Genomic DNA, 23932 nt, shown 5'->3' on the forward strand with positions numbered 1-23932 from the left:
CCCCGGCCCGGGTCCCGGATCACCGTGCGACGTCGTCGTCCGCCCCGCCGGGGTCCATCGCGGCCGGCGCACCGTCGCTGCGGCTCCCCCCGGCGGCCGCCGTCTCCGCCAGGGTCCGGTCCAGCGCCTGGACCAGGGACCACCCCCGGCCCTCGGCGCTGGCCGCCTCGTGGCCCTCGACTCCCAACTGCTGCCGTGTGCGGGCGGTGAGCTCCTCGGTCAGGGTGCCCAGCACCGGCCACAGCGGCGGCGTGGTGTCCTGGCGTGCCCGGTCCACCGCACCCAGGGCCCGTGCGGCCGCTGCCGGCCGGCCGTCCTCCAGGGCCACCGCGGCCAGGCCCACGAGACCGTGGACCATGTTGGCGGGGGTGCCGTTCCGCCGGTTCGCGGCCGCACCGTCGAGGATGGTCCGGCGTCCGCCGGACACGTCACCCCGGCCGAGCAGGACCAGGCCGAGCAGGCTGAGGACCTCACCGGCTGCGCTCGACTCCTCCAGCCGGATCGCCATCTCCAGGGCTGCCCGGTAGCTCGTCTCGGCGCCGTGGTGGTCCCGGAGGAGCAGGGCGAGGTTCCCGCGGATCAGCGCGGCGACCATCAGCCCGACCTCCTGGCTCGCCGCCGCGAAGCCGGCCTCCACCTCGTCGATGCACCGGGACGCCTCCTCGACCGAGCCGTCGGCGAGGGCGGCGTAGACGCCGGCCAGGCCCGCGCCGGCCCGGTCGTAGTGGTGCTCGGGATCGTCGACGTCGACCGGGAGCAGCCGGCGGCCCTCCTCCAGGAGCGGGCGCACGGTGCTGAGGTCGCCGAGGAAGCCGGCCGCCATCGCACGGGTGACGAGCACCCGCCCGCGCACGGCGGGCGGCAGCTCGTCCGCCGATCGCAGCAGCCCGTCCAGCCAGGCCGCGAACTCCCCCACCCCGTCGCGCCGCACCAGGTACGGCAACGAGTTCCGGGCCAGCACCACCCCCGTCTGCCCGTCGCCGGCCGCGACGGCCCGGTGGACCGCGGCCCGGAGGTCAGCCCGCTCGTGGTCGAAGCGGGCGAGGGCGGCCGGGAAGCCGAGGGCGCCCGTGTGCCAGAACGAGTCGGACAGCGCCAGCAGCCACTGGCTGTGGCGTCGCTCGGTCTCCGCGCGGTCCGCGGAGGCCAGCAGCTTCTCCACCGCGTGGCTCCGCACCGTGTCGAGCATCGACCAGCGCGGTTCCGAGGCGGATCCGTCGGCGGCGACCAGCAGGCTGGCGTCCAGCAGGGCAGCGAGGGCGTCGATGACGGCAGGCTCGCCGGCCCGGCCGCAGACGGCCTCGGCCGCGTCGAGCGTCCACCCGCCGGAGAAGACGCCGAGCCGGGTGAACACCGCCTGCTCGTGGCGGCCCAGGAGGCTGGAGCTCCACTCCATGGTCGCGCGCAGGGTGCGCTGGCGCTCGGGGAGGTCCACCGGGCCGTCCCCGATCACGTCCAGCCGCTCGGCGAGGCGGGCCAGCAGCGCAGGAGCGGGCAGCAGCCGGATCCGGGCGGCGGCGAGCTCGATGGCCAGCGGGAGCCCGTCGAGCCGTCGGCAGATCTCGGCGACGACGGCCGCGTTGCCCGCGTCCAGCGTGAAGCCGGGGTGGACGGCGGCTGCGCGCTCGGCGAACAACCGCTCCGCCGGGGTGGCGGCCAGGGGTGCCACGGGGTGGAGCCGCTCGGGCCGGACGCGCAGCGCCTGCCGGCTGGTGACCAGCACGACGAGGGCCGGCACCGCCTCCAGCAGGGCCGCGACGTCGCCGGCGGCCGCCACCACCTGCTCGAAGTTGTCCAGCACCAGCAGCAGCCGGTCCTCGCCGAGTGCCGCTCGGAGCGCGTCCAGCGCCGCCACCCCGGGGTCGCGCGGGCGCCCACGGCGTCGGCCACCGTCGGGAGGACGAGGGAGGGGTCGGTGAGCGCGCTCAACGGCACGAACACCACGCCGTCCGGGAACGCGCCGGCCACCGCCCGCGCCGCCTCGAGTGCCAGCCTGGTCTTCCCCACACCACCCGGTCCGGTGACCGTCACCAGCCGCGTCCCGGGGTCGGTCAGCAGCGCCTCCAGGACGGGGAGGTCCTCGTCGCGACCGAGCACCTCCCCGACCGGCACGGGCAGGGGCCGGCGTCGGTGCTGGCTCAGCGTGGCGGGTGCGGGGAACGAGGTGGGCAGTCCCTCGACGTCCAGCTGGTAGAGGCCGGCGGGCTCCGGGAAGTCCTTCAGCGCATGCCGGCCCAGGCTGCGCACCGCCGTCCCGGACGGTGGTTCGTCGCCGACGAGGGCCGCGGTGGCCTCGGACAGCAGCACCTGGCCGCCGGCCGCCGCTGCCGCGATCCGCGCCGCCCGGTGCACCGCCAGACCCACGTAGCCGCCCCCGGCGAGGGTGGCCTCACCGCTGTGCAGCCCCATCCGCACCCGCACCCGGGCGCTCTCCGGCCACGGGTGGGCCGCCAGTGACAACTGCGCCTCGGCCGCGGCGGCGACCGCCTCGGTGGCGGCGGGGAACGCCACCATGAACGAGTCCCCCTGGGTGTCCACCTCCCGCCCGCCGTGGGCCGCGACGGCGGCTCGCACCACGGTCCGGTGGTCCGCGAGCGCGGCTGCGTACTCCCGCCGGTCCTCCCGGAGGAGCCGCGTGGACCCCGCGATGTCGGTGAAGAGGAACGTCACCGTGCCGGTGGGCAGCGCCCCGTCCTCCGGCTGCTGCCCTGCGCCGGTCGTGACGTTCCGGGCCATGTCCGTCTCGCTCTCCTGGCGTGGCCCCGGCGGAGCAGGCCCCTGGACGGGGCCAGCTTAGGAACGGTGCCGCTCGCCCACCAGGCCCGGTCGACCGGTCCGGCCGGGAGCGGTGACCCCGCTGACCGGTTGATCGACGTGCCCGCCCGCCCGGGGAGTGGGACGCTGGGAGCTCGGTGCGCCCGGTCGACCCTGCCGACCGGGTGCCGTCCTCCCCAGCGCGGCGAGACCAGCCGCTCGACCACAGCAGGAGCCGATGAGCACCGGCCACGCCGCCACCTGGGCGCAGCGCGTCCCCCCGACCCCGACCGCGGCCCGCGACACCTGGACCTGGGCCATCGCCCGCCCCGCCGAGCTCACCGCGGCACGCACCGACCTGCGCCGCAGCCTGCCCGCGGGGGCCTCGCCCGACGACGTCGACCGGCTGCTGCTCGCTTCGAGGAGCTCGCCTCGAACGGTCTGCGGCACAGCGGCGCCCCGATCCGGGTCCAGGTGCACGGGTGCCCGCACGGGTGGCTGATCGACGTCAGCGACGCCTGCCCGGACTCCCCGCCCGCGCCGGCGGTCGGCCGGGACCCGGCCCTGGGCGGGCTGGGGCTGCACCTGGTCGCCCGGTTGGCGGCGGCGGTCGGCTGGGCCGCCGATGGTGGCCGCAAGCACGTCTGGGCCGCGGTGCTGCCCGCGGTCTGACCGGTCAGCTGTCGATGTCGCCGGCGGGCAGGCCGCCCAGGATGCCGCGGGCCAGCTCGTCGTCCCGGGGCGGCCCGCGCCACTCGACGAGGAGCAGCGAGGCGTCGTCGCTGGTCCGGCCCCCGCGCGCGGCCATCAGGGTGTGCGAGAGCCGCCGCACGGTCTCGGCCACGCCCAGCCCGTCGGACCCGCTCTGCTCGACGAGCTCCCCCAGCCGGGCCTCGCCGAACTGGCCGCCGTCCTCGAGCCGCTCCTCGACGACGCCGTCGGTGAAGAACAGCACCCGGTCACCCGGCGCCAGCTGCACGGTCTGCACCGCGGGCGTGGCGCCGCCGAACCCCACCGGCCGGGTGATCGGCCCGGTCAGCTCGGACACCGCGCCGCCCGCGCGGACCAGCAGCGCTGCGGGGTGGCCGGCGTTGACCCAGCTGAGCACGCCGGTCTCGGTGTCCAGCCGGCCGACCTGGGCGGTGGCGAAGCGGCCCGGGTGGGATGCGGCGAGCACGTCGTCCATGTGCACGTAGAGGTCCGGCAGCGACGCAGCCGACCGCCGGCCGTGCCGGTAGGCGGCCACCACCACGGTGGCCATGATCGCCGCCTCCAGCCCGTGGCCCATGGCGTCGAAGACGGCCAGGTGCAGGACGTGGTCGTCGAGGGCGTAGTCGAAGCTGTCCCCGCCCACGTCGTAGGCCGGTTCCAGGATGCCGGCCAGGGCGACGTCCGGGGTGGTCATCACCAGCGGCGGCAGCGTCTGCCACTGCAGGTGCGCCGACAGGCTCATCGGCGCGGCGGCCCGCACCTGGGCGAACGTGCCGGTGTACAGCGACTTGGTGACGACGAGGTCGGCGGTCAGCCCGGCCAGCCGCTGGGCGAGCCGGCGGTCGTTGTCGTCGACCCCGGGCAGGGTGAACGCCAGCACGCCGACCCGGTCCGAGCCGTCCAGCATCGGCAGGTACAGCCGCACGCAGCCGTCGGCCAGCGGCTGCTCGATCCGGGCGTCCTGGGTGAAGGCGCGCCCGGGCAGGCTCCCGTCGATCGGCGCCGGCACGCCGCGCAGACCCGGTCCGGTGAGGGGTTGCAGGGTCCGCTGGTCGTAGTCCTGCAGCCAGATGCTCACGTCGGTGCCGCCGACGGCGGTGATCTCCTGGGCCACCAGCGGGCCGACCAGCCGGGCCGGCATCAGGTGCGCCCGGTCGAGCAGGGAGCCCAGCACCCGCTCACCGAGGCTCTCGGTGCGGGACCGCCCCGCCGCGTCCGCGAAGCCGACCCCCGGGCCGGGCTGCCGGGTGCGCACCGCGGCGCCGAGCTGGTCGTGCACGTCGTCCGGCATCGGTCCTCCCACCAGGTCCCGCCACGGCAGGGGTGACCGGTCGGCGACCCAGGCGCTCCGGCGGAGCGCCGGGTGGAGCAGGGCCGAGCCTAGCCCGTCCCGCGGCCGGGTCAGCCGACCTCGAGCCGGACGGGGAGGCTCTCCCAGGCCCGCAGCGTGTTGTTGTGGTGCCGGCGGGGAGCCCCGGCCAGCTCGATCGACCGGACCCGCCGGGCCAGTGCGGTGAGCACGGCCTCGGCCTCGAGCCGGGCGACGTGCTGGCCGACGCACTGGTGCAGGCCCATGCCGAAGCCCACGTGGCCGGAGGGGTCGCGGCCCAGGTCGAACCGGTCGGGGTCGGTCCACCGGCGCGGGTCGCGGTTGGCGGCGGCCAGGAACATCAGCACCTTGCGCCCCTCGGGGACGACGGTGCCGCCGATCCGCACGTCGGTGGTCGCGGTCCGGAAGAAGGTCTGCACCGGGGACTCCCAGCGGACCGCCTCGTCGAACGCCACCCGCGCGAGACCCGGGTCTTGACGGAGCCGCTGCCACTGGTCGGGATGGGTGGCGAAGCCGGAGAGGACGGCGGAGATGCCGTGCACCGTGGTGTCCACCCCGGCGGTGAGCAACGAGCGGACGACCAGCGGGGCCATCGCCGGGGTGATGTCGCCGCGGTCGGCCGCGGCCCAGATGTCGGCCCCGAACCCCTCGGGGGCGAGGACGTCGCGGGCGCACACGCTGCCCACCCACCCGGACAGCTCGGCAACCCGGTGCTCCCCCTTGGCCACCAGGTCGTTGGCGGGCCCGAAGGCGTTGAAGGCGTGGTCCCCGTAGGGCAGCAGGTTCTCCCGGCCCTCCGCCGGCAGCCCGACGGCGTCGGGGAAGACCCGCAGCGGGAACGCCTCGGCCAGCCGGGGGACGACGTCGAACTCCGGGCCATCGGCGAGCACCTCGTCGACCAGCACCTCGGCGTCGGCGACCCACGCGTCGCGCAGGCCGCGCAGGGCCCGCGGGCCCAGCACCTTGCTGAGCACCCGGCGCGGTGCGTCGTGCCGCGGCGGGTCGGCCTCCAGCAGCAGGCTGGGCGGGCGCCACGGCTTCTCGGTGCGGAAGTTGGACAGCCCCACGCCGGCGGCGGACTGGAACTGCTGCCAGTCGACCAGGGCGGCGTGCACCTGCTCGTAGCGCGCCAGGGCGTACACGTCGTAGCGGCTCAGGTACACGACCGGACCGGCCTCGCGCAGCTGCTCGTGCATCGGCAGCGGGTCCTCGAGGACCTCGTGGCTGAACGGGTCGGCGTCGCTGACCGGCAGGTCGGTGGCGCGGCTCGGGGCGAGGGTCACGGCAGGCTCCAGCGGGTCGGCGGTTCAGAGGTCGAGGACGAGGCGGTCGCTGCACGACCGGGAGACGCAGGGGTACATGCAGTCGCCGGCAGCGCGCTCCGCGTCGTCCAGCAGGGAGTCGCGGTGGTCGGGGACACCGGCGAGCACGGTGGTCTCGCAGGTGCCGCAGGTGCCCTGCCGGCAGGAGGACAGGACCTCCACGCCGGCGGCGGCGACCGCCTCCAGCACCGAGACGTCCGGGGCGACGGTGACCGTCCGCCCGGAGCGGTGCAGCTCCACGTCGAAGGACGTCGTCCGGACCGGGGCGCCGCGGTCCTCGGCGACGAACCGTTCGACGTGCAGGGAGCGGGCCGGCCAGCCGGCGCACGCCGCCTCCATCGCGGCCAGGAGGGGCGCCGGCCCGCAGCTGTACACCGGGGTGCCCGGCCGCGGCTCGCCCAGGAAGGCGGGCAGGTCCAGCAGGCCGTGCTCGTCCTGCGGCCGCACCAGCACCCGGTCGCCGTAGCGGGACAGCTCGGTCAGGAACGCCATCGAGCCGCGCTGCCGCCCGCCGTACAGCAGCCGCCAGTCGGCGCCGAGCAGCTCGGCCTGCTCCACCATCGGCAGGATCGGGGTGATCCCGATGCCACCGGCCACGAACAGGTAGGACTCGGCGGGCACGAGCGGGAAGTTGTTCCGCGGACCGCCCAGCCCCACGAGGTGCCCGGGCTCCAACTGCTCGTGCACGTGCCGGGAGCCGCCCCGGCTGGTGGGCTCCAGCAGCACGCCCACCCGGTAGGTGTGCGCGTCCCAGCGGTCCCCGCACAGCGAGTACTGCCGGGTGAGGCCGTTGTCCAGGGTCAGGTCGACGTGCGCGCCGGGCGACCAGTCCGGCAGCCGGCCGCCGTCCGGGGCGGCGAGGGTGAGCGTCACCACGCCGTCGGCGACCGGTGTCTTGTCCACCACCCGGACGGTCGTGCGGTCCACCCCGCCGGAGCGGGTCCTGCTGGGCTGCGTTGCGGTGAGCACGGGCGACCTCCTCGTCGTCGTGTCGAGGGTGCGACCCGGGTCACCCCCGGCAGAAGGGACTTCTCAATGGACGAGAGACCGGTGTCACACTGGGGCCGTGCCCCGGACCCCGACAGGCGAGTCGGTGCTGGCCCGCGCCGTGCGGGTGCTGGCCGCCTTCACCGCCGACTCACCGACCCTGTCCGTCGGCGAGGTGGCCCGGCGCAGCGGCCTGCACGTGGCCACCGCGTCCCGGCTGGTCGCCGAGCTGGTCGCGCACGGCCTGCTCGAGCGGGGCCCGGACCGCCAGGTGCGGGTCGGCGTCCGGCTCTGGGAGCTCGGGGCGCGCGCCTCCCCCACGGTGTCCCTGCGCGACGCGGCGATGCCGTTCCTGGAGGACGTGCACGCGGTGGTGGGTCACCACGTGCAGCTCGGCGTGCTGGACGGCGAGGACGTCCTGTTCCTGGAACGGCTCAGCGCCCGGGACGCGGTGGTCAACTACTCCCGGATCGCCGGCCGGCTGGCGCTGCCGACGTCGTCGTCCGGGCTGGTCCTGCTGGCGTACGCCCCGCCCGAGCTGCAGCAGCGCGTGCTGGCCCGGCCGCTGCACCCGGTCACCCCGGCCGGGTTCGGCAGCGCGGCCCAGCTGCGGACGGCGCTGGCCGAGGTCCGGCGCACCTCCGCGGCCGTGCTCGCCGGCCATCAGCACCCGGACGCGACCGGGGTGGCGGTGCCGGTGCGCGACGGGCGGGGCGAGGTGGTCGCCGCGCTGTCGGTGATCGTGCCCAACGACGGGCGCGGCGGGAGCCTGGTCCCGCTGCTGTCGGCCACCGCGCGCGGGATCACCCGCTCGCTGCACGCCCCGGCGGGGTGACGCCCGGGGTCAGGGCTGCCCGACCGCCCGGTCCGGGAGGCCGCCGAGCGTCGCGGCCGGCGTCAGCATGGTCACGCCCTGCGCGCAGCCGAGCACCGACAGGCCGAGGACCAGCCGGGCCAGCACGCCGCGGCGGCGACCGCAGAGGGTGCCCGTCGCCGGGTCGATGGCGAACTCGGCGCGCAGCGGCGCCACGATCTCCAGGAACGTCGCGGACTCGCTCATGGCGTCCTCCGGCTCAGGACGGCAGGTCACCGTTGACCCGCACCCTGCGAGCAGTGTGCGGCCGAGGGGGCCGGAGGGGAAACAACTGGTGCTGACGATCGGCATCACCGGGGTCTATGGGCACTCGGCCAGCAGGTAGCGGACCGCGGTCTCCCCCAGGTCGGCGGCGAACACCTCGTCGCTGGTCTCAGCCGACGCGGCGAAGCCCGGCCCGTAGGCCACCCGGATCACCGCGGCGGCGAAGACCGTGCCGAAGCAGGCCCGCACCGCGGCCGGCGGGTCGGGGTGGGTGATCGCCCCCGCCGCGCGCAGCACCACCGCCCCGAACTGGTCGCCCAGCAGCCGGCCGTAGCCCGAGCCGCGCCGGCGCACCTCGGGGTGCGCCGCCGACACCAGGACGACGGCGCGCAGGAACCGCTCGTGGCGCAGGAAGACCCGCACCACCTCGGCGACCGCCGCGCGGACCAGCTCGGCCGGGGCCAGGCCGTCCCACCGGGCGGGGTCGGCCAGCACCGCCTGGTCGGCCAGCAGCCGCGCGATGCCGTGCTCGTAGACCGCCAGGAAGAGGGCGTCCTTGCTGGTGGTGCGGGCGTAGATGGCCGGGGGTGCGACGCCGGCCCGCGCGCAGACGGCGGCGATGGTGAAGGCCTCGGAGCCGCCGTCCTCGAGGATCGCCACCCCCGCGTCGAGCACCCGGCTCCACGCCTCGCGGCTGCGGCGCTGCTGCGGCGGGCGGACCTCCAGGTCCGCGGGCGGCGTCGGCTCCAGCTCGGCCATGCCGCCATCCTCCCCGGTCCTCCCGGCACGGCGCCGTCCTTGACGGGCCGGTGACGCGCGCTACAGTCTCGGCTCAACAGTAGCGCACGCTACTGTTTGTCCCGTCGTCGTGAGGTGCCCGATGTCCCCCACCCCCTCCCCCTCCGGACCGCGCGGCCGGGTCGCCGTGCTCGGCGCGGGCCCGGCCGGCATGGCCGCGGCGCTCGGCGCGCTGCAGGCCGGCCACGACGTGGTGGTCTACGAGCGCTACCGCGAGGCCCGGCCGGCCGGGAACATCCTCAACCTCTGGCCACCGCCGCTGAAGGCGCTGCGCTCGCTGGGCGTGGACACCGACGACCTCGGCGCCCCCACCGACTCGGAGTTCCGCAACGTGCACGGCCGGGTCCGCGTCCGGGTCAAGCTGGACGAGGACGTGAAGCGCGAGTACGGCGGCGGGTTCATCGGGCTGCTACGCCCGGAGCTCTACGAGCGGATGCTCGCCGCGCTGCCCGCGGGCGTGATCCGCTTCGGCTCCCAGGTCGAGCGGATCACCCACGACGACCGGGCCGTCACGCTGCACTTCGCCGACGGCAGCACCGCCGAGCACGACCTGCTGGTGGGCGCCGACGGCATCGACTCCCTGGTCCGCCGCACGCTGTGGGGGGACGCACCCAAGCGGGAGCACCGGCTGCACATCTTCGGCGGGTTCACCTTCGCCGAGGTGCCCGGCACGACCCCGAACACCTGCCTGCTCAGCCACAGCCGGACCACCCAGGGCAGCTGGACGTCGATCCGGAACAAGGGGCGCGACGGCCACCAGTGGTGGGTGCTCACCGCCACCGACCCCGACGCCCCGGCCCCGGCCGACCTCAAGGCCGCGGCCGCCGCGCTGGCCGCGGAGTTCCCCGCCCCGCTCCCGGGCCTCGTCGCCGCCACCGACCCGGGCAGCGTGCAGCGCTGGGTGCTGCGCGACCGCCCGGCGCTGCGGCAGTGGTCGAAGGGCCGGGCCACCCTGGTCGGCGACGCCGCGCACCCGACCTCGCCCTACGCCGCCTACGGCGCGGGCATGTCGATCGAGGACGGGTACTTCCTCGGCCGGGCGCTGCGCGGGGTGGACCTCACCGACCCCGCCGCCCTCGCCCGGGCCCTGCAGACCTACGAGGACCCGCGCAAGCCGCACACCGCCCGGCAGGTGCAGCAGGCATACCTGCTTGGGAAGGTCTTCCACCACGCGCCCGCCCCGCTGCGCCCGGTCCGGGACTTCCTGTTCGACCACACGCCGTTCCTGCAGAAGGTCGCCGGCGACTCCAACCCCCGCGAGATCAGCCGGCAGCTGGCCCTGATGGTCGACTGACCGGCGGCAGGCCCCGTCACGAAGAACCAGAGTCATGGTTCTGGTCCGGCGCCGCGCTCGACGGTAGGCTGCGGCTACTTCAGGTGGGGTGAGGACGCTCGGCGACCAGGCCGGGGCGGATAATCCCCCTCGGTGCGACCAGCGCACCGGGCGAGCAGACGGACACCCGTGTGTCCCGCCTGTGCGCTACCTGCCGGCGGGGCACTGACATCCCCGAGCCGGAGGACCCATGTCGCCCCAGGGCACCTGCCCCTTCACCTCCCCGCGTTCCCTCTTCGGAGACCTCGCCACCGCCCGGGCCACCGACGGCCTGCCCTACGCCGAGCCGTTCGGTGCCCGGGTGGTCAGCCGCTACGACGAGATCGTCCAGGCGCTGCACGACCCGGACACCTTCTCCTCCTCCGCGACGGTGCCGGAGATGCCGTCCCCGTTCCGGGAGATGTTCGCCGGCCGGGTGCCGTCCCGAGGCACGCTGCTCGGCCTGGACGACCCGGACCACGACCGGCTGCGGGCCGCGGTCAACACCTTCTTCATGCCCCGCCGGCTCGCCCGGTACGAGCCGTGGATCCGGGAGCAGGCGCACCGGCTGATCGACGGCTTCGTCGAGCAGGGGTCCACCGACCTCAAGGCCTCCTTCGGCCTCCCGCTGCCGCTGCGGGTGATCGCCCACGTGGTCGGCCTGGACGCCGACCGCGCCGAGTGGATCGGCGCGGCGCTCGGCTTCTTCCTCGGCCCCGCCGATCCCCACCCGGGCACGCCGGAGGAGAAGGCGCAGCGGCTGCTGGACCTGCACGACCACGTGCTGGAGGTGATGGCCGAGCGCAAGGAGGACCGCCGCGACGACCTGATCAGCCACGTGTGGGACGTGCGCGACTCCGGCGCCGTCGAGATGACCGACTTCGAGATGCTGTCGCTGTTCCCCGGCCTGATGCTGGCCGGGCACGAGACGACGTCGAACCTGATCTGCACCGGCCTGTCGCACCTGCTCGCCGACCCGGCGCGGTACGCGGCGGCGCAGCGCGACGACACCAGCCGTGCCGCGGCGCTGGAGGAGCTGTTCCGCTACGAGTCGGCGATCACCGGCATGAAGCGCCTGGTCACCCGGGACACCCAGCTCGGCGGGGTGCGGCTGCAGGCGGGTGAGGAGGTGTTCCTCGCCTACGCCTCCGGGTCCCGGGACCCCAGCCGGTTCTCCTCCCCCGACGCCCTCGACCTGGACCGCTCCTGGGCCGTGCCGCACCTGGGCTTCAGCCAGGGCGTGCACGCGTGCCTGGGTGCGCCGCTGGCCCGGCTGCTGCTGCGGATCGAGCTCGACGTGCTGCACGAGCGGCTGCCGGACCTGCGGTTGGCGGTGCCGTACGAGGAGCTGCAGTACCTGCCGGTCTCCGCCGGGCGCGGGATGGTGGCGCTGCCGCTGTCGTGGACCCCGCTGCCGGTTCCCGAGCGGCAACCGACCGGGACCGTCGCTGCCCCCGCGCCCGCCGCGGCCCTGCCGGTGACGGTGGCCGCCCGCCGGACGCTGACCGCGGACGTCGTCGAGCTGACCCTCACCGCGGACGGGCCCGGGGCGCTGCCGGACTGGGAGCCGGGCGCGCACATCGACCTGGAGCTGCCGGACGGCGCGCTGCGGCAGTACTCGCTGTGCGGCCGGCCCGGCACCGGCGAGCTCCGGATCGCCGTGCTGCGCGAGGAGACCGGCCGCGGCGGGTCCGCGGCGGTCCACGACCAGGTGCGGGCCGGCGACCGGCTGCGCATCCGCGGCCCCCGCAACCACTTCCGGCTCCGCCCGGCGGCGTCCCTGGTCCTCGTCGCCGGGGGCATCGGGATCACCCCGCTGCTGCCGATGATCGAGGAGGCCGAGCACCGCGGGACCGACTGGCAGCTGGTGTTCCTCGGCCGGGACCGGCAGCGCATGCCCTACGTCGACGAGCTGGTGGCGCGGCACCCCGACCGGGTCCAGGTGTGGCCGAGCCGCGAGCTCGGCCGGTTCGACCTGAACGGCCTGTGGTCCGGGCTCCCGGCGGAGGACGGCTACGTGTACGCCTGCGGCCCCGAGCAGCTGCTCACCGGGCTGGAGGACTCCGCCCGGGCCGCCGGACGGGAGGCGCAGCTGGTGCTGGAGCGGTTCGCTGCCCGGCCCACCTCCGCCGAGCCCAACCGCCCGTTCGAGGTGGCGCTCGCCCGCAGCGGCACGGTCGTGACCGTCGGCGAGGACGAGACCGTGCTGGACGCGGTCAACCGGGCCGGCGCCGCGGTGCTGTCCACCTGCCGCGAGGGCACCTGCGGCACCTGTGAGGTCCGTGTCCTCGACGGCGTCCCCGAGCACCGCGACTCCGTGCTGGGCCTGGAGGAGCGGCTGGCCGGTGAGACGATCATGACCTGCGTGTCCCGCTGCCGCGGGCAGCGGCTGGTCCTCGACCTGTGAGGCAGGAGGACGGGGTCAGCTGACCACCCGCGCGCGGCCGGTGGCGGTCAGGCGGGGTGCTGGCGGGGGGCCGGGAACCCGGCCTCCGCAGCCGCCTCGCCGACCGCGGCGACGACCGCGCCCACTCGGGCGGTCGGCACCAGGACCAGCACCGCGCCGCCCAGCCCGGCGCCGGCCATCCGCGCCCCGACGGCACCGGTGGCGCACGCCGCCTCGACGGTGCGGTCCAGCTGCCGGGTGGTCGTGCGCAGGTCCTGGCTGAGCGAGTGGTGCGAGGCGGTCATCAGCTCGCCGAGCGCGGCCACGTCACCGGCGCCGAGCCGCCGGACCGCCGCGTCGAGCCGCGCGCGCTCGGTGACCAGGTGGCGGGCGTACCGGCCGACCACCTGATCCGTGGACCCGGCCAGCGTGGCCAGCTGCTCCGGGGTCGCCGTGGCCGGGGTGGTGCCCAGCGCCGCAGCGGCCCGGTCCAGCACCCGCCGCCGCGCCCGCAGGGCGCCGTCCGCGCCGAGGTGCCGGGCGCCGGTGTCCAGCAGCAGGAGGGACAGGTCCCAGGCGGCGAGGTCGAGGGCCACGTGCGTGACGACGCCCGGGGTCGACCCGAGCACCAGCGCCGTGCCCGGGCGCCCGAGCCGGGCGGTCAGCTCCCCCGCCGTCCAGGGCAGGGCGTCGGGCCGGCCGAGCTCGAGCAGCGCCCGGCGGACCGCGCAGCGCTCCGCGGCACGCGACCCCAGCCCCGCGCCCGCCGGGAAGTCCCGCTCGGTGAGCAGGTCGACCCGCCCGTTCCCCGTGGTGCGCACCGCTGCCAGGGCGTACCGGTCGACGGCGGCGCCCAGCACCGGCCCGAGGTCCCCGCCGAGCAGCGTCACCGCAGCCGGCACGGCAGTCACCACTGCCGGCTCGGCGCCGAAGCGGGCAGCGAACTCGGCGGCCAGCCGGCCGGCCCGCCGGTCCAGCGCGTCACCGGCGGTCCGCACGGTGGCGCCGCAGCCCCGGTCCGCCCGGGTCAGCGGTGCGGCGGGAGCCGGGTCGACGAGCGGCGGGGCGAGCAGCGGGCTGGCGGTCATCCGGCGGTGCCTCCAGAGGGAGCGGGCTTCCGCCCAGGATCAGAATGGATATTCTGATTTGAGAGTAGCCGCCCTCGCCCCGCCGCTCAAGGGCTGCCGATGGTCAGTCCGCCAGCAGCCGGCGCAGCCAGACGAGCCGGGCGGCGCCGGCCTGCCGGGAGATGGCCGCGTCCGGCGCGACGCCGTCGTAACCGTGGAACCCGCCTGGCCAGACGTGCAGCTCCGCGTGACCGCCGGCCAGCCAGATGCGGGAGGCGTAGTCGACGACCTCGCTGCGGAAGGTCTCGGCCGAGCCCACGTCCAGGAAGGTCGGTGGCAGGCCCGACAGGTCGGTGGCCCGGGCCGGCGACGCGTACGGGGAGACGTCCGGGCCACCGCGTGCGTTGCCCAGGAGCGCGGTCCAGCCGAACTCGTTGCGGGCCCGGTCCCAGACGTCGACCCCGGCCATCTGCAGGACCGAGGGGCTGTCGTTGCGGTCGTCGAGCATGGGCGCCATGAGCAGCTCGCCCGCCGGCGACTGGCCACCCCGGTCGCGGAGCAGCAGGGCCAGCGCCGCAGCCAGCCCGGCCCCGGCGCTCTCGCCCGCGAGGACGATCCGCCGCGGGTCGACCCCGATCTGATCCGCGTTCTCGACCAGCCACGAGTACCCGGCGAGGCAGTCCTCGACCGGGCCGGGATGCGGGGTCTCCGGCGCGAGCCGGTAGTGCACGGCCACGACCACGACGTCCAGCTCCTCCGCCCAGTCCAGGTAGCGGGGCAGGGCCGTGCGCGCGTTGCCCATGATCATGCCGCCGCCGTGCACGCGGTAGATGGCCGGCCGCGAGGACGGGAGCGTGGCCGGGCGGCAGATGGTCAGGGCCAGGTCGGGGACGCCGGCCGGGCCGGGCACGATCCGCCGCTCGACCCGGAACGCGCCGGAGGCGGCCAGCTGCTCCTCGGTCGGCGGCATGAACTGCGGCGGTGGCTGCCGGATGCTCGCGAGCGACTCGACGGCGAGCGTGGGGAAGGGCGGCAGGCCGGCCAGGACGGCGGCGCACTCCGGGTCGAATGGTGGCGGCGGCCCGGGGGCGGTCACTCGGCACCTGCCGGGGCGTCGACCTCGGGGAGTGCCCGGTAGCGGAAGACGCGGAAGGTGACGGCGTCCTGCCCCGCGGCGAAGACGGCCGGCCGCAGGCTCAGCAGGTCACCGGCGGTGTTGGCGTGGTAGCCGCTCGCCTCGAAGCGCATGCCGTGCCGCGTCCAGTCGACCCCGTCGGGGCTGTGCCAGAAGGTGACGACGTGCCGGTCGTTGCGGATCCGCAGGTGCAGCGAGTCGGAGGGGGCCACCGGTTCCCGGTAGTGGCTCCGCTTGCCTCCCCCGTAGGTGACCAGGGTCGTGCCGTCCCAGCCCATGCCCAGGAAGAGGGCGCTGTTGAAGAACAGCAGCAGGCCGCCCTGCGCCCCTGGCCCGACCCGCTCGAGGGTGACCTCGACCTCGTAGGCCCGGTCCCCCGTCGGCACGGTCAGCGGTGAGGCATCCGCCGGACCGGTTCCCTTTCCGGCGAGCCGGAGCGCCCCCTCGAGGAACTGCAGCCGGGCGGTCTCGTCCCGCGCCGGGGCGTGGAACGCCCACTGCGGGCCCAGGGCCGGCCCGGCCAGCGGGTCGGACAACGGGATCCCGGCGGGCTGGTCCGGCAGGTCGATCGGTTTCGGCAGCGGTTCGGAGAGATCGCCACCGAGGGCGCGCAGCCAGCCGTCCTCGGTCCACTCGACCGGTTCGAGCAGCACCTGGCGGCCGAGCGTGCGGTAGCCGTTCTCGTACCCGTGGTAGACCAGCCACCAGTCGCCGCGCGGTCCTTCGACGACGGTCGCGTGACCGCGCGACCACCACGCCTCCTCGGCACTGCGGGTCCGGACGACCGGGTTGGCGGGGTCGTCCTCCCAGGGCCCGTGGACGGACCGGGACCGGGCCACGGTGACCATGTGGCCGGTCGGCGGCCCGGCCGTGCCGCCGACCGCGCTGACCAGGTAGAACCAGCCGTCCCGGTGGAACAACTTGGGCCCTTCCAGCGCGTAGGCCTCCGTGACGCAGTCGTCGGGGTACCGCCAGCCGTCGTACACGTGCTCGACGGGCCCGTCGGTGGCCAGGCCGTCGTCGGTGAGCCGCACGCGCCGGATCCCGCTCAGGAACAGGTACCGCCGGCCGTCCTCCCCGACCACGTGGCCCGGGTCGATGGCACCGGTGATGCCCAGGTCGATCGGCTCGCTCCACGGCCCGGCCATGGAGTCGGCGTGGATGACATAGATCCGCGCCTCGGACCCGAAGTCCGGCTCTGCCCACGCCGAGGGGATGAACGGGATGTAGATGAAGTACCGGCCGTCGTGCGCGGCGATGTCGACGGCGAACCCCGTCGTGATCGGGCGCGGCAGGGCGAAGGTCAACGGGGCCCAGTTGACCAGGTCGCGGGAGTGGTGGATGAGCAGTCCCGGCGCGGCGTCGAAGGAGGACGTCGTCAGGTAGTAGTCCTCACCGTCCTTCAGCACCGACGGGTCGGGGAAGTCACCGGCCAGCACCGGGTTCCGGTAGGTGCCGTCGCCGAGGTCGGCGATCCGCCGTCCCTCGGGTCCGGCGCCCCATCGTGTCGTCGATCCCATCGTCGTCCTCTTCTCGGATGCGCAGCGCGTCAGGTGACGACGAGGTCGCACTGCTGGGTGGACTCGAGGCTGCCGCCGACGTGCAGCTCGAAGCGGCCCGGCTCGACGACGAACTCCTCGCCCCGCCCGGTCCAGAAGCCCAGGTCCCGCCACCCGAGGGACAACGTCACCGTCGCGCTCTCCCCCGGCTCCAGCGGCAGCCGCCGGAAGCCGCGCAGCCGGCGCACCGGCTGGGCCAACGAGGCGACCGGGTCGCGGAGGTACAGCTGCACCACCTCGTCCCCGGCCCGCTGGCCGGTGTTGGTGACCTCGACGGAGACCTCGACCGCCGTCCCGCCCCGCAGTTCGTCCGCGGACAGCTGCGCCCGGGAGAGGACCGGCGTCCCGTAGGAGAAGGTCGTGTAGCTGAGCCCGTGCCCGAAGGCGAACTGCGGCCCCAGCGGCAGGTCGCGGTACTTGGAGGTGAACCACTCCTGGACGTTGGCCGGCCCCTGCAGGCCGATGTCGTGCGACAGCGGCTGCATGCTGCCGCCGGTGGTGGCCGGACGACCGGTGTTGTCGTGGTCGTAGTGCACCGGCACCTGGCCCGCGGAGCGCGGGAACGACATGGGCAGCCGGCCGGCCGGGTTCACCGCACCGGTCAGGACCCGGGCGATCGCCGGCGCCGCCTCGAGCCCCAGGTGCCAGGCCTCCAGCACCGCCGGCGCCCGGTCGATCCAGTCGCTGGTCACCAGCGGGCGGCCGTTGGCCAGCACCACCGCGAACGGCACACCGGTGTCCGCCACCGCGTGCACGAGCGCCTCCTGGTCACCCGGCAGTCGCAGGTCGGCCCGCGAGCTGGCCTCCCCGGTCAGGTGCGACGGCTCCCCCACCGCGACGAGGACGACGTCGCAGCCGGCCGCGGCGCGGGCCACCTCCTCCTGCCGCGCAGGGTCGGTGCCGTCGAACGACGCCCCGGGCAGCACGGTGACCTCGAGGTCGGGGCGTTCAGCCCGCAGCGCGTCGGCGAGGGAGCCGGCCGGTTCGGCGAAGGACTGCACCCACGCACCGAGGTGGTCGGTGCTGTCGGCGTAGGGCCCGGTGAGCAGGACCCGCAGCGGGCCGTCGGCCAGCGGCAGGGTGCCGTCGTTCGCCAGCAGCACCGGGCACCGCTCCGCGGCCTCGCGTGCCGCGGACCGGGTCGCCGCCGTCGGGGCGGCGACCTCGGCGGCCCGGTCGACGTAGGGGTGGTCGAAGAGCCCCAGCGCGACCTTGAGCCGCAGCACCCGGCGTACGGCGTCGTCGACCCGCGCCACGGTCACGTCGTCCGGGGTGAGGGACGTGGTGCCGTCCGGGGCGATGACGTGGCCGCCCATCTCCACGTCCAGCCCGGCCGACAGCGACTGGACGAGCGCGTCGTGCAGGTCCTCGGCGATGCCGTGGGCGAGCAGGTTCACGACGCCATCGGCGTCCCCGACGACAGCGCCGGTGAAACCCCACTCCTCCTTCAGGACGTCGGTCAGCAGTTCCCGGGAGGCGTGTACCGGACGGCCGTCCACTGTGTTGAAGGAGGCCATCACGGTGGCGGCGCCGGCCTCGACCGCGGCCCGGAAGGGCTCCAGGTACACGTTGCGCAGCCGGGACGCGGAGACGTCGGCGGTGTCGTAGTCGCGGCCGCCCTCGGCCGCGCCGTAGGCCACGTAGTGCTTGGCGCAGGCCAGGATCGAGCCGGGGTCGGCCAGGTCGCTGCCCTGGTAGCCGCGCACCTTGGCGGCGCCGAAGACGGCGTTGAGCAGGGTGTCCTCGCCGAAGCCCTCGGCGACCCGGCCCCAGCGGGGGTCCCGGGAGACGTCGATCATCGGCGCGTACGTCCAGGTCACCCCGCCCGAGGCGGCCTCGGCCGCGGACACCCGCCCGTCGGTCTCGGCGACGGCCGGGTCGAAGCTCGCGGCCTGGGCCAGCGGGATGGGGAAGGTCGTGCGCTGGCCGTGGACCACGTCCAGGCCGACGAGCAGCGGGATGCCGTGCGGCGTCTCCTCCAGCGCCACCCGTTGCAGCTCGTTCGTCGCCTCGGCGCTGCGCGGCCAGAAGACGGCGCCGATGCCGCCGCGGACCAGCTCGGCGGCGTCCTCCAGCTGGGGGCGGTATCCGACCTGCAGCTGGGCGAGCTTCTCGGTCCAGCTCATCCGGGCGATCAGGGCGTCGACGTCGGTCCCCGCGTTCATGCCGCACTCCCCGCGGCGGAGCGGAGCGGCCGCACCGCTCCCGACTGCGGCGACTGGGCGGTGCGCACCGTGTCGGCCAGGAGCTCGCGCACCCGCACGGCGGGTTCCACGGCGTCGGAGGCGATGAGGAAGGCGTGCAGCATGCCGGGCGCCGTCACCAACCGGACGTCCACCCCGGCCAGGGCGAGCGAGGCGGCGAACGCCTCGCCGGAGGCACGCAGGTCGTCGTACTCGGCGTTGACCACCAGCGTGGGGGGCAGCCCCTCCAGCAGGGCCAGCCCCGGCATCGCGTAGCCGTCCGCCGTGGTCTCTGGCCCCCCGAGGTAGTTGCGGTGCATGTCCTCGACGTCGGCGGGCAGGAACCGCAGGAGCTCCGGCAGGCCGGCGACCGCGGCCGCGAGCCCCCGGGACAGCGGCGGGAGCACCGGGTGGAGGGTCGGGTAGGCGAGCAGCAGCGCGGCCGGCGTCCAGCCGTCGTCGTCCCGCACGCGGAGTGCTGCCCCGGCGGCGAGGTTGCCGCCGGCGCTGTCCCCACCGAGCGAGATGCGGGCGGGGTCCACGCCCAGCTCGGCGGCGTGGTCCCGGACCCAGCGGAGCGCTGCCACGACGTCGTCGTGCGGGACCGGGTAGCAGACGCCGTCGACCGCCAGGCGGTAGTCGACGTTGACCACCACGGCACCCGCCCGGGCGGACAGCTCCCGGGCCGTGCGGTCACTCGACGGGTCGTCGACGCTCCCCATCCGGAAACCACCGCCGTGCACCCAGACGACTGCCGGCCGTTGCGGCGCGTCGTCCCCCGGGGGTGCGTAGATGCGCAGCGGCACGGGCCCGTGCGGCCCGGGAGCGGCGTCCTCCGACGTGTCCGCGTCCGGAGGCGGCGGCCCGTTCCCGGCGTCCATGAAGGCCAGCACCCGGGGGGCGAGGTCAGGATCGGCCAGGGCCGTCTCGAAGGACGTGATCCCCTCCAGGAGGGGCAGTGCCTCGGCGAAGACCGGGTGGACGGGCATGGCGGGCGTTCCTCCGGGTGGGGGCGAGAGGGTGACGAACAGGTGGTCCGCGGGCGGGACCGCGATCCTGAGGAGCTCTTCGGCCTTCCGTCAGGTCTTCGGTCGGGCGGGTTGCCGGTCCACCTCGGGGAGGGCGAGGCCACCGAGCGCGGCCAGGAGCACCAGCCCGGCGCCGACGACGAGGGCGACGCCGAACCCGTCGGTCAGGGCCGTCACCGGTGCCCCGCCGTCGGCGGTGACCCGCGCGGTGACGGTCGCGGCGATGACCACCAGGCCGGCCAGCCCCACGGCGCCGCCGACCTGGCGGGAGGTGTTGAGCAACCCGGACGCCAGCCCGGCGCGGTCGGGTCCGACGCCGGACGTGGCGGACAGGGTGACCGGCAGCCCGGCGGTGCCGAAGCCGACGGTCGCCAGGAACAGCGGCAGCAGCACGTCGCGGGCTGAGCCCCCGCCCGATCCGAAACGGGAGAGCCACAGCAGTGACGCGACGCTCAGCAGCGAGGCGGAGAGGTAGACCGCGCGCAGCGGGAACCGGCGCAGCAGCCGGGGTCCCGCCTGGGCGCCGACCACCATGCCGAGCCCCGCCGGCAGCAGCGCGATCCCGGCCTGCAGCGGTTCCATGCCCAGCCCCTGCTGCAGGTACAGCGAGACGAAGAAGAACACCGCCGGGACCAGCCCCGAGGTGAGCAGGCTGAGCCCGTTGGCCAGCGCCAGCGAGCGGATCCGGAACACCGACAGCGGGACCAGCGGGTGCGCGGCGCGGCGCTCCAGGACGACGAAGACGGCGAGCAGCACGACGGCGGCGGCGAAGAGCCCCAGCGTGGACGGCGATCCCCAGCCGCTCTCCTCGCTGCGCACCAGCCCGCCGATCAGGCAGGCCGAACCCAGGGTGACGGTGACCGCGCCGGGCAGGTCCAGCCGGCCGCGCAGCGGGAGCCGCGGTTCGCGGACCAGCGCCCAGGACGCCGCGGCGAAGGTGAGCACGCCGATCGGGACGTTGACGAAGAGCACCCACCGCCAGTCCAGCAGGCCGGTGAGCACCCCGCCGATGACCCCGCCGAGGGCGCCACCGGCGGAGGCGACCCCGGACCAGATGCCCAGCGCGCGGGCCCGCTCCCGGGGCTCGCGGAACGTCGTGGTGACCAGGGTCAGCGTGGCCGGCGTGAAGATGGCGCCGCCGACCCCCTGCAGCGCCCGCGCGGCGACCAGCTGCCAGCCCTCCTGGGCCAGCCCGCCGGCCAGGCTGGCCACGGTGAACAGCGCCAGGCCGCCGAGGAAGACCCGCCGGCGGCCGAGCAGGTCCGCCGCCCGGCCGCCGACCAGGAGCAGGCCGGCGTAGGTGAGCGTGTAGCCGTTGACCACCCACTGCAGGCCGGTGCTCGACAGGCCCAGGCTGTCGCGCATCGACGGCAGCGCGACGTTCACGATGCTGACGTCCAGGATGCCCATGAAGGAGGCCACGCAGGCCACCGCGAGCACGGCGTTCGGCCGGTGCCGGGCGGTCCGCCCGGCACCGGCCAGCACCTCGGTGTCGCCGGTCACCGGTCGGCGGGCACGCCGGCGGCTGCCGCCTCGACGATCGGCAGCAGCTCGCGCTGGAGCAGGTAGCCGGCGAGCAGCGCGCTCTGCGCCGGGTGCGGGCTCTGGTCGCTCTCGACCACGACCCAGCCGGCGTAGCCGCCCTCCACCAGCGCCCGGGTCAGGGACGGGAAGTCGACCAGACCGCCGTCGGCACCGGGCTCGGCGAACCAGCGCGGCACCTCCCGCGCTCCCCCGCGCACCCGGACGGTCCAGTGCGCGGCCGGCTGCCGGTACTCCTGCGCGTCGTCGACGGCCAGGGCGTCCTTGAACTGCACGTGCCGGACCCGGTCGCCGTGCCGCTCGATCACGCCGAGCGGGGCGATGCCGGCGACGGTGAGCTCACCGGTGTCCAGCGCGAGCCCGACCAGGGCCGGGTCGGTGCGGGCCAGCAGGGCGTCCAGGGCACCGTCGTGCCGCAGGGCGGACAGGAAGTCCACGTGCAGGGCCAGCTGGACGCCGTCCTGCGCGACCGCCTCGCCGACGGCGTCCCAGGTCGCGGCCAGCTGGTCGAGCGCGGCGTCGTCCAACGGGTCGCCGTCCCCGGCCGCCGGGGCACCGGGGACGACGAGCACCGAGCCGCCGAGCGCGGCCAGCGCACCGGCGTACCAGCGGGCCTTCTCCACGATCGCCGGCACGTCGCCGGCCGACAGCGGCGACAGCGGTCCGGTGAGGTGCTCCATCGACCGTTCGGCCGGGTCCCACACCCAGCTGCTCACCGCGGACAGTGCGCAGCTGCGCACGAAGTCGCCGAAGCCGGCGACCGAGCCGAAGTTCGCGGCCAGCTGCTGCGGGTTGCCCAGGGGCTCCCAGCGGCCGGTGCCCGCGGTCAGCTCGACGCCGTCGAAGCCGGCGATCGAGATGGTCTTCAGCGCCCGCTCGTGCTGCTCGCGGCGCACGAAGTCGTCGAACTGGGGCTTCCACTGGTTGATCCCGTACGCCCACTGGATGCCGCTCATCGGTAGATCTCCTCCAGGACGTTCTTGGCGTACCAGCGGGAGATCGCGGTGCTCTCGGAGTAGTCGCCGCCCTCCTTGTTGGCCTTGTCGTGCTCGACGGAGATCCAGCCGGTGTAGCCGTTGTCCCGGACCGCGGTCATCATCGCCTCGAAGTCGACCAGGCCCTGCGGGGTGCCCATCTCGTAGAACCACTTGCCGGTGGTCGGCGCCATGATCTCGGAGTCCGGGCGGTGACGGTGGTCGTCGCCGGTGGCCACGTGCCGGGTGTCCTTGAAGTGGAAGCCGCTCACCCGGTGCGCGTGCTTGTTGTACAGCGCCACCGGGTCCAGCCCGGCGATGCAGTGCTGGGCGGTGTCGACGAACAGGTTCACGTACTGCGGGTCGGTGTAGGAGTAGAAGGTGTCGATGTCCGGCTCGCTCTGGATGCCGCAGAAGAACTCGTGGTGGCAGGTGAGCTTCACCCCGAAGCCGGCGGTGATCTCACCGACCTTGTTCCACAGCTCCGCGGTGTGCTTGAGCTTGTCCTCGGTGACCGGCTCCATGTCGTAGTAGAGCGTCGCCGGCATCACGATGATGTTGTCCAGCTGGATCTCCGACCAGCGGCCCATCGTGACCCGGAAGTCCTCGAGGATGTTCTCGTGCGTCTCCGGCAGGTGCGGCGCGTACGTCCGGGTGTCGTAGTCCGCGGCGTGGAACGTGTTGACGATCCGCTCCAGCCCGTGGTCGGTGACCATCTCCTGGTACTTCGCCGGGCCGCCGTAGTCGCCGTACATCTGCCAGATGCGGAAGTCGAAGGTGTCGATGGCGTCGAACCCGACGGCCTTCACCTGCTTGAGGAAGGCCGACATCGTCTTGTGCGAGTGCCACTGGTCGACCGGCCCGGACGGGCCGTTGCTGCGCCAGTGGTCCATGTAGCTCCACTTGATGGCGCGCTGGCTCGCGTCGGTCATCACGCGGCCGCCGCGACGGTGCGGATGTACTCGACGGAGGCCGTCGTCTCGACGGTCGGCACGTACTCCAGGCCGAGCGGACCGTCGTAGCCGGCCGCCCGGAGCTCGGCCAGCCGCGCGGGCCAGTCGACGCTGCCGCTGCCGGGCTCGCCGCGGCCAGCGGCGTCGGCGATCTGCACGTAGTCGACGAGGCCGGCGGCGTTGGCCAGCTCGGCCGCGGGGTCCTCCCCCTGCGTGATCGAGTGGTAGAGGTCGTACAGCAGTCCGAACGACTCCGCGCCGACGGCCCGGGCGACCAGCACGGCGTCGGCGGTGTGGTCCAGCAGCGCGCCGGGGTGGTCGACCCGGGTGTTGACCGCTTCGAGCACCAGCTTCACGCCCGAGCCCTGGGTCCGCTCGACGGCCTCGGAGAAGATCTCGGCCAGCCGCTCGTGGTTCTTCACCCGCTTGGCGCCGCCGAAGCCGGACCCCGAGCCCAGGACGATGCGCGGGCTGCCCAGCAGCCGGGCGTTCTCCACGCCGCGGTCCAGCCCGGCGAAGAAGGCGTCCATCGTCTCCCAGGGCATCGCGAAGTTCGTCCGCGGCTCGGCGAGCACCGACGTCATGGACACCCCGGTGTCGGCCAGCGCCTTGGCGAGCGAGGGGACGTCCCGGTCGAGGGTGCCCCACATCTCCACGGCGTCGAACCCGGCGGCGGCCGCCGCCCGGACGCGGTCGGCCAGGTCCGGCCCGGCCTCGGTGAAGAGCAGTTCGATGTTCGGTGACAGCTGGTACATGTCGCCCACTTCCGTTCGACGGTGGGCAGGGCGTTCGGACGGCGCCCTGCGGAGTGCC

The 23932-nt window shown here is 75.2% G+C and carries 18 protein-coding genes and 2 pseudogenes; 4 read left to right on the plus strand and 16 right to left on the minus strand.

Annotated features, from left to right (window positions below):
- Positions 1-19: 19 nt before the first annotated feature.
- Positions 20-1855 (minus strand): ATP-binding protein, encoded by a 1836-nt coding sequence (locus tag MODMU_RS29505; RefSeq protein ID WP_014740738.1) that lies wholly within the window; start codon positions 1853-1855, stop codon positions 20-22.
- Positions 1856-2283: 428 nt separating this feature from the next.
- A pseudogene (locus MODMU_RS30325) lies at positions 2284-2736 on the minus strand (adenylate/guanylate cyclase domain-containing protein); the annotation flags it as partial.
- A 492-nt stretch (positions 2737-3228) separates the two neighbouring features.
- On the opposite strand from MODMU_RS30325, the gene MODMU_RS29510 reads away from it, so the two are divergent.
- Positions 3229-3426: an ATP-binding protein gene (locus MODMU_RS29510; RefSeq protein ID WP_014740741.1), complete on the plus strand. Its 198-nt coding sequence runs from the start codon at positions 3229-3231 to the stop codon at positions 3424-3426.
- 4 nt (positions 3427-3430) lie between these two features.
- On the opposite strand, the gene MODMU_RS13070 is transcribed toward MODMU_RS29510, so the two are convergent.
- From MODMU_RS13070 to MODMU_RS13080, 3 genes and pseudogenes are all read right to left on the minus strand, one after another.
- Positions 3431-4756 carry a PP2C family protein-serine/threonine phosphatase gene (locus MODMU_RS13070; protein ID WP_014740742.1) on the minus strand — a complete coding sequence of 442 codons (1326 nt, stop codon included), beginning with the start codon at positions 4754-4756 and terminating at the stop codon, positions 3431-3433.
- Positions 4757-4866: 110 nt separating this feature from the next.
- Positions 4867-6078 (minus strand): cytochrome P450, encoded by a 1212-nt coding sequence (locus tag MODMU_RS13075; RefSeq protein ID WP_014740743.1) that lies wholly within the window; start codon positions 6076-6078, stop codon positions 4867-4869.
- Between the two features lie 24 nt (positions 6079-6102).
- Positions 6103-7026, minus strand: a pseudogene (locus MODMU_RS13080) (PDR/VanB family oxidoreductase); the annotation flags it as partial.
- 157 nt (positions 7027-7183) lie between these two features.
- Between MODMU_RS13080 and MODMU_RS13085 the strand changes: the two are divergent.
- On the plus strand, positions 7184-7939 hold the full coding sequence (locus tag MODMU_RS13085; RefSeq protein ID WP_041795255.1) for an IclR family transcriptional regulator: 756 nt from the start codon (positions 7184-7186) through the stop codon (positions 7937-7939).
- Between the two features lie 9 nt (positions 7940-7948).
- Here MODMU_RS13085 and MODMU_RS13090 read toward each other — a convergent pair whose 3' ends face one another.
- Both MODMU_RS13090 and MODMU_RS13095 read right to left on the minus strand, forming a co-directional pair.
- A complete protein-coding gene (locus MODMU_RS13090; RefSeq protein ID WP_014740746.1) occupies positions 7949-8164 on the minus strand; it encodes a hypothetical protein in 216 nt (71 codons plus the stop codon).
- Positions 8165-8278: 114 nt separating this feature from the next.
- The gene (locus tag MODMU_RS13095) at positions 8279-8941 is read right to left on the minus strand and encodes a TetR/AcrR family transcriptional regulator (RefSeq protein ID WP_014740747.1); all 663 of its coding nucleotides are present in this window, start codon (positions 8939-8941) and stop codon (positions 8279-8281) included.
- A gap of 121 nt (positions 8942-9062) precedes the next feature.
- Between MODMU_RS13095 and MODMU_RS13100 the strand changes: the two genes are divergently transcribed.
- On the plus strand, positions 9063-10274 hold the full coding sequence (locus MODMU_RS13100; RefSeq protein WP_014740748.1) for an FAD-dependent oxidoreductase: 1212 nt from the start codon (positions 9063-9065) through the stop codon (positions 10272-10274).
- Positions 10275-10503: 229 nt separating this feature from the next.
- Positions 10504-12699, plus strand: coding sequence for a cytochrome P450/oxidoreductase (locus tag MODMU_RS13105; RefSeq protein ID WP_014740749.1), 2196 nt, complete (start codon positions 10504-10506; stop codon positions 12697-12699).
- 47 nt (positions 12700-12746) lie between these two features.
- Here the strand turns inward: MODMU_RS13105 and MODMU_RS27055 are convergent, their stop codons facing one another.
- The 9 genes from MODMU_RS27055 to MODMU_RS13150 all read right to left on the minus strand — a co-directional run bounded on the left by MODMU_RS27055 (position 12747) and on the right by MODMU_RS13150 (position 23874).
- On the minus strand, positions 12747-13766 hold the full coding sequence (locus MODMU_RS27055) for a galactokinase (RefSeq protein WP_014740750.1): 1020 nt from the start codon (positions 13764-13766) through the stop codon (positions 12747-12749).
- 103 nt (positions 13767-13869) lie between these two features.
- Positions 13870-14841, minus strand: a complete 972-nt coding sequence (locus tag MODMU_RS13115; RefSeq protein WP_014740751.1) for an alpha/beta hydrolase — start codon at positions 14839-14841, stop codon at positions 13870-13872.
- Positions 14838-16400, minus strand: a complete 1563-nt coding sequence (locus MODMU_RS13120; protein ID WP_014740752.1) for a family 43 glycosylhydrolase — start codon at positions 16398-16400, stop codon at positions 14838-14840. Before MODMU_RS13120 ends, MODMU_RS13115 begins: the two co-directional genes overlap by 4 nt.
- Positions 16401-16429: 29 nt before the next feature.
- Positions 16430-18604, minus strand: a complete 2175-nt coding sequence (locus tag MODMU_RS13125; protein ID WP_014740753.1) for a glycoside hydrolase family 3 N-terminal domain-containing protein — start codon at positions 18602-18604, stop codon at positions 16430-16432.
- Positions 18601-19611, minus strand: coding sequence for an alpha/beta hydrolase (locus tag MODMU_RS13130; protein ID WP_014740754.1), 1011 nt, complete (start codon positions 19609-19611; stop codon positions 18601-18603). The genes MODMU_RS13125 and MODMU_RS13130 overlap by 4 nt, the downstream gene beginning before the upstream one ends.
- 90 nt (positions 19612-19701) lie before the next feature.
- Positions 19702-21153 (minus strand): MFS transporter, encoded by a 1452-nt coding sequence (locus MODMU_RS13135; RefSeq protein ID WP_014740755.1) that lies wholly within the window; start codon positions 21151-21153, stop codon positions 19702-19704.
- On the minus strand, positions 21150-22148 hold the full coding sequence (locus MODMU_RS13140) for a sugar phosphate isomerase/epimerase family protein (protein ID WP_014740756.1): 999 nt from the start codon (positions 22146-22148) through the stop codon (positions 21150-21152). The genes MODMU_RS13135 and MODMU_RS13140 overlap by 4 nt, the downstream gene beginning before the upstream one ends.
- Positions 22145-23098, minus strand: coding sequence for a sugar phosphate isomerase/epimerase family protein (locus MODMU_RS13145; protein ID WP_014740757.1), 954 nt, complete (start codon positions 23096-23098; stop codon positions 22145-22147). Before MODMU_RS13145 ends, MODMU_RS13140 begins: the two co-directional genes overlap by 4 nt.
- Entirely contained in the window at positions 23098-23874 is a 777-nt protein-coding gene (locus MODMU_RS13150) for a TIM barrel protein (protein WP_014740758.1), read from the minus strand. Before MODMU_RS13150 ends, MODMU_RS13145 begins: the two co-directional genes overlap by 1 nt.
- Positions 23875-23932: the final 58 nt, after the last annotated feature.

Origin of the sequence: Modestobacter italicus, assembly GCF_000306785.1 — a bacterium.
Lineage (GTDB): Bacteria > Actinomycetota > Actinomycetes > Mycobacteriales > Geodermatophilaceae > Modestobacter > Modestobacter italicus.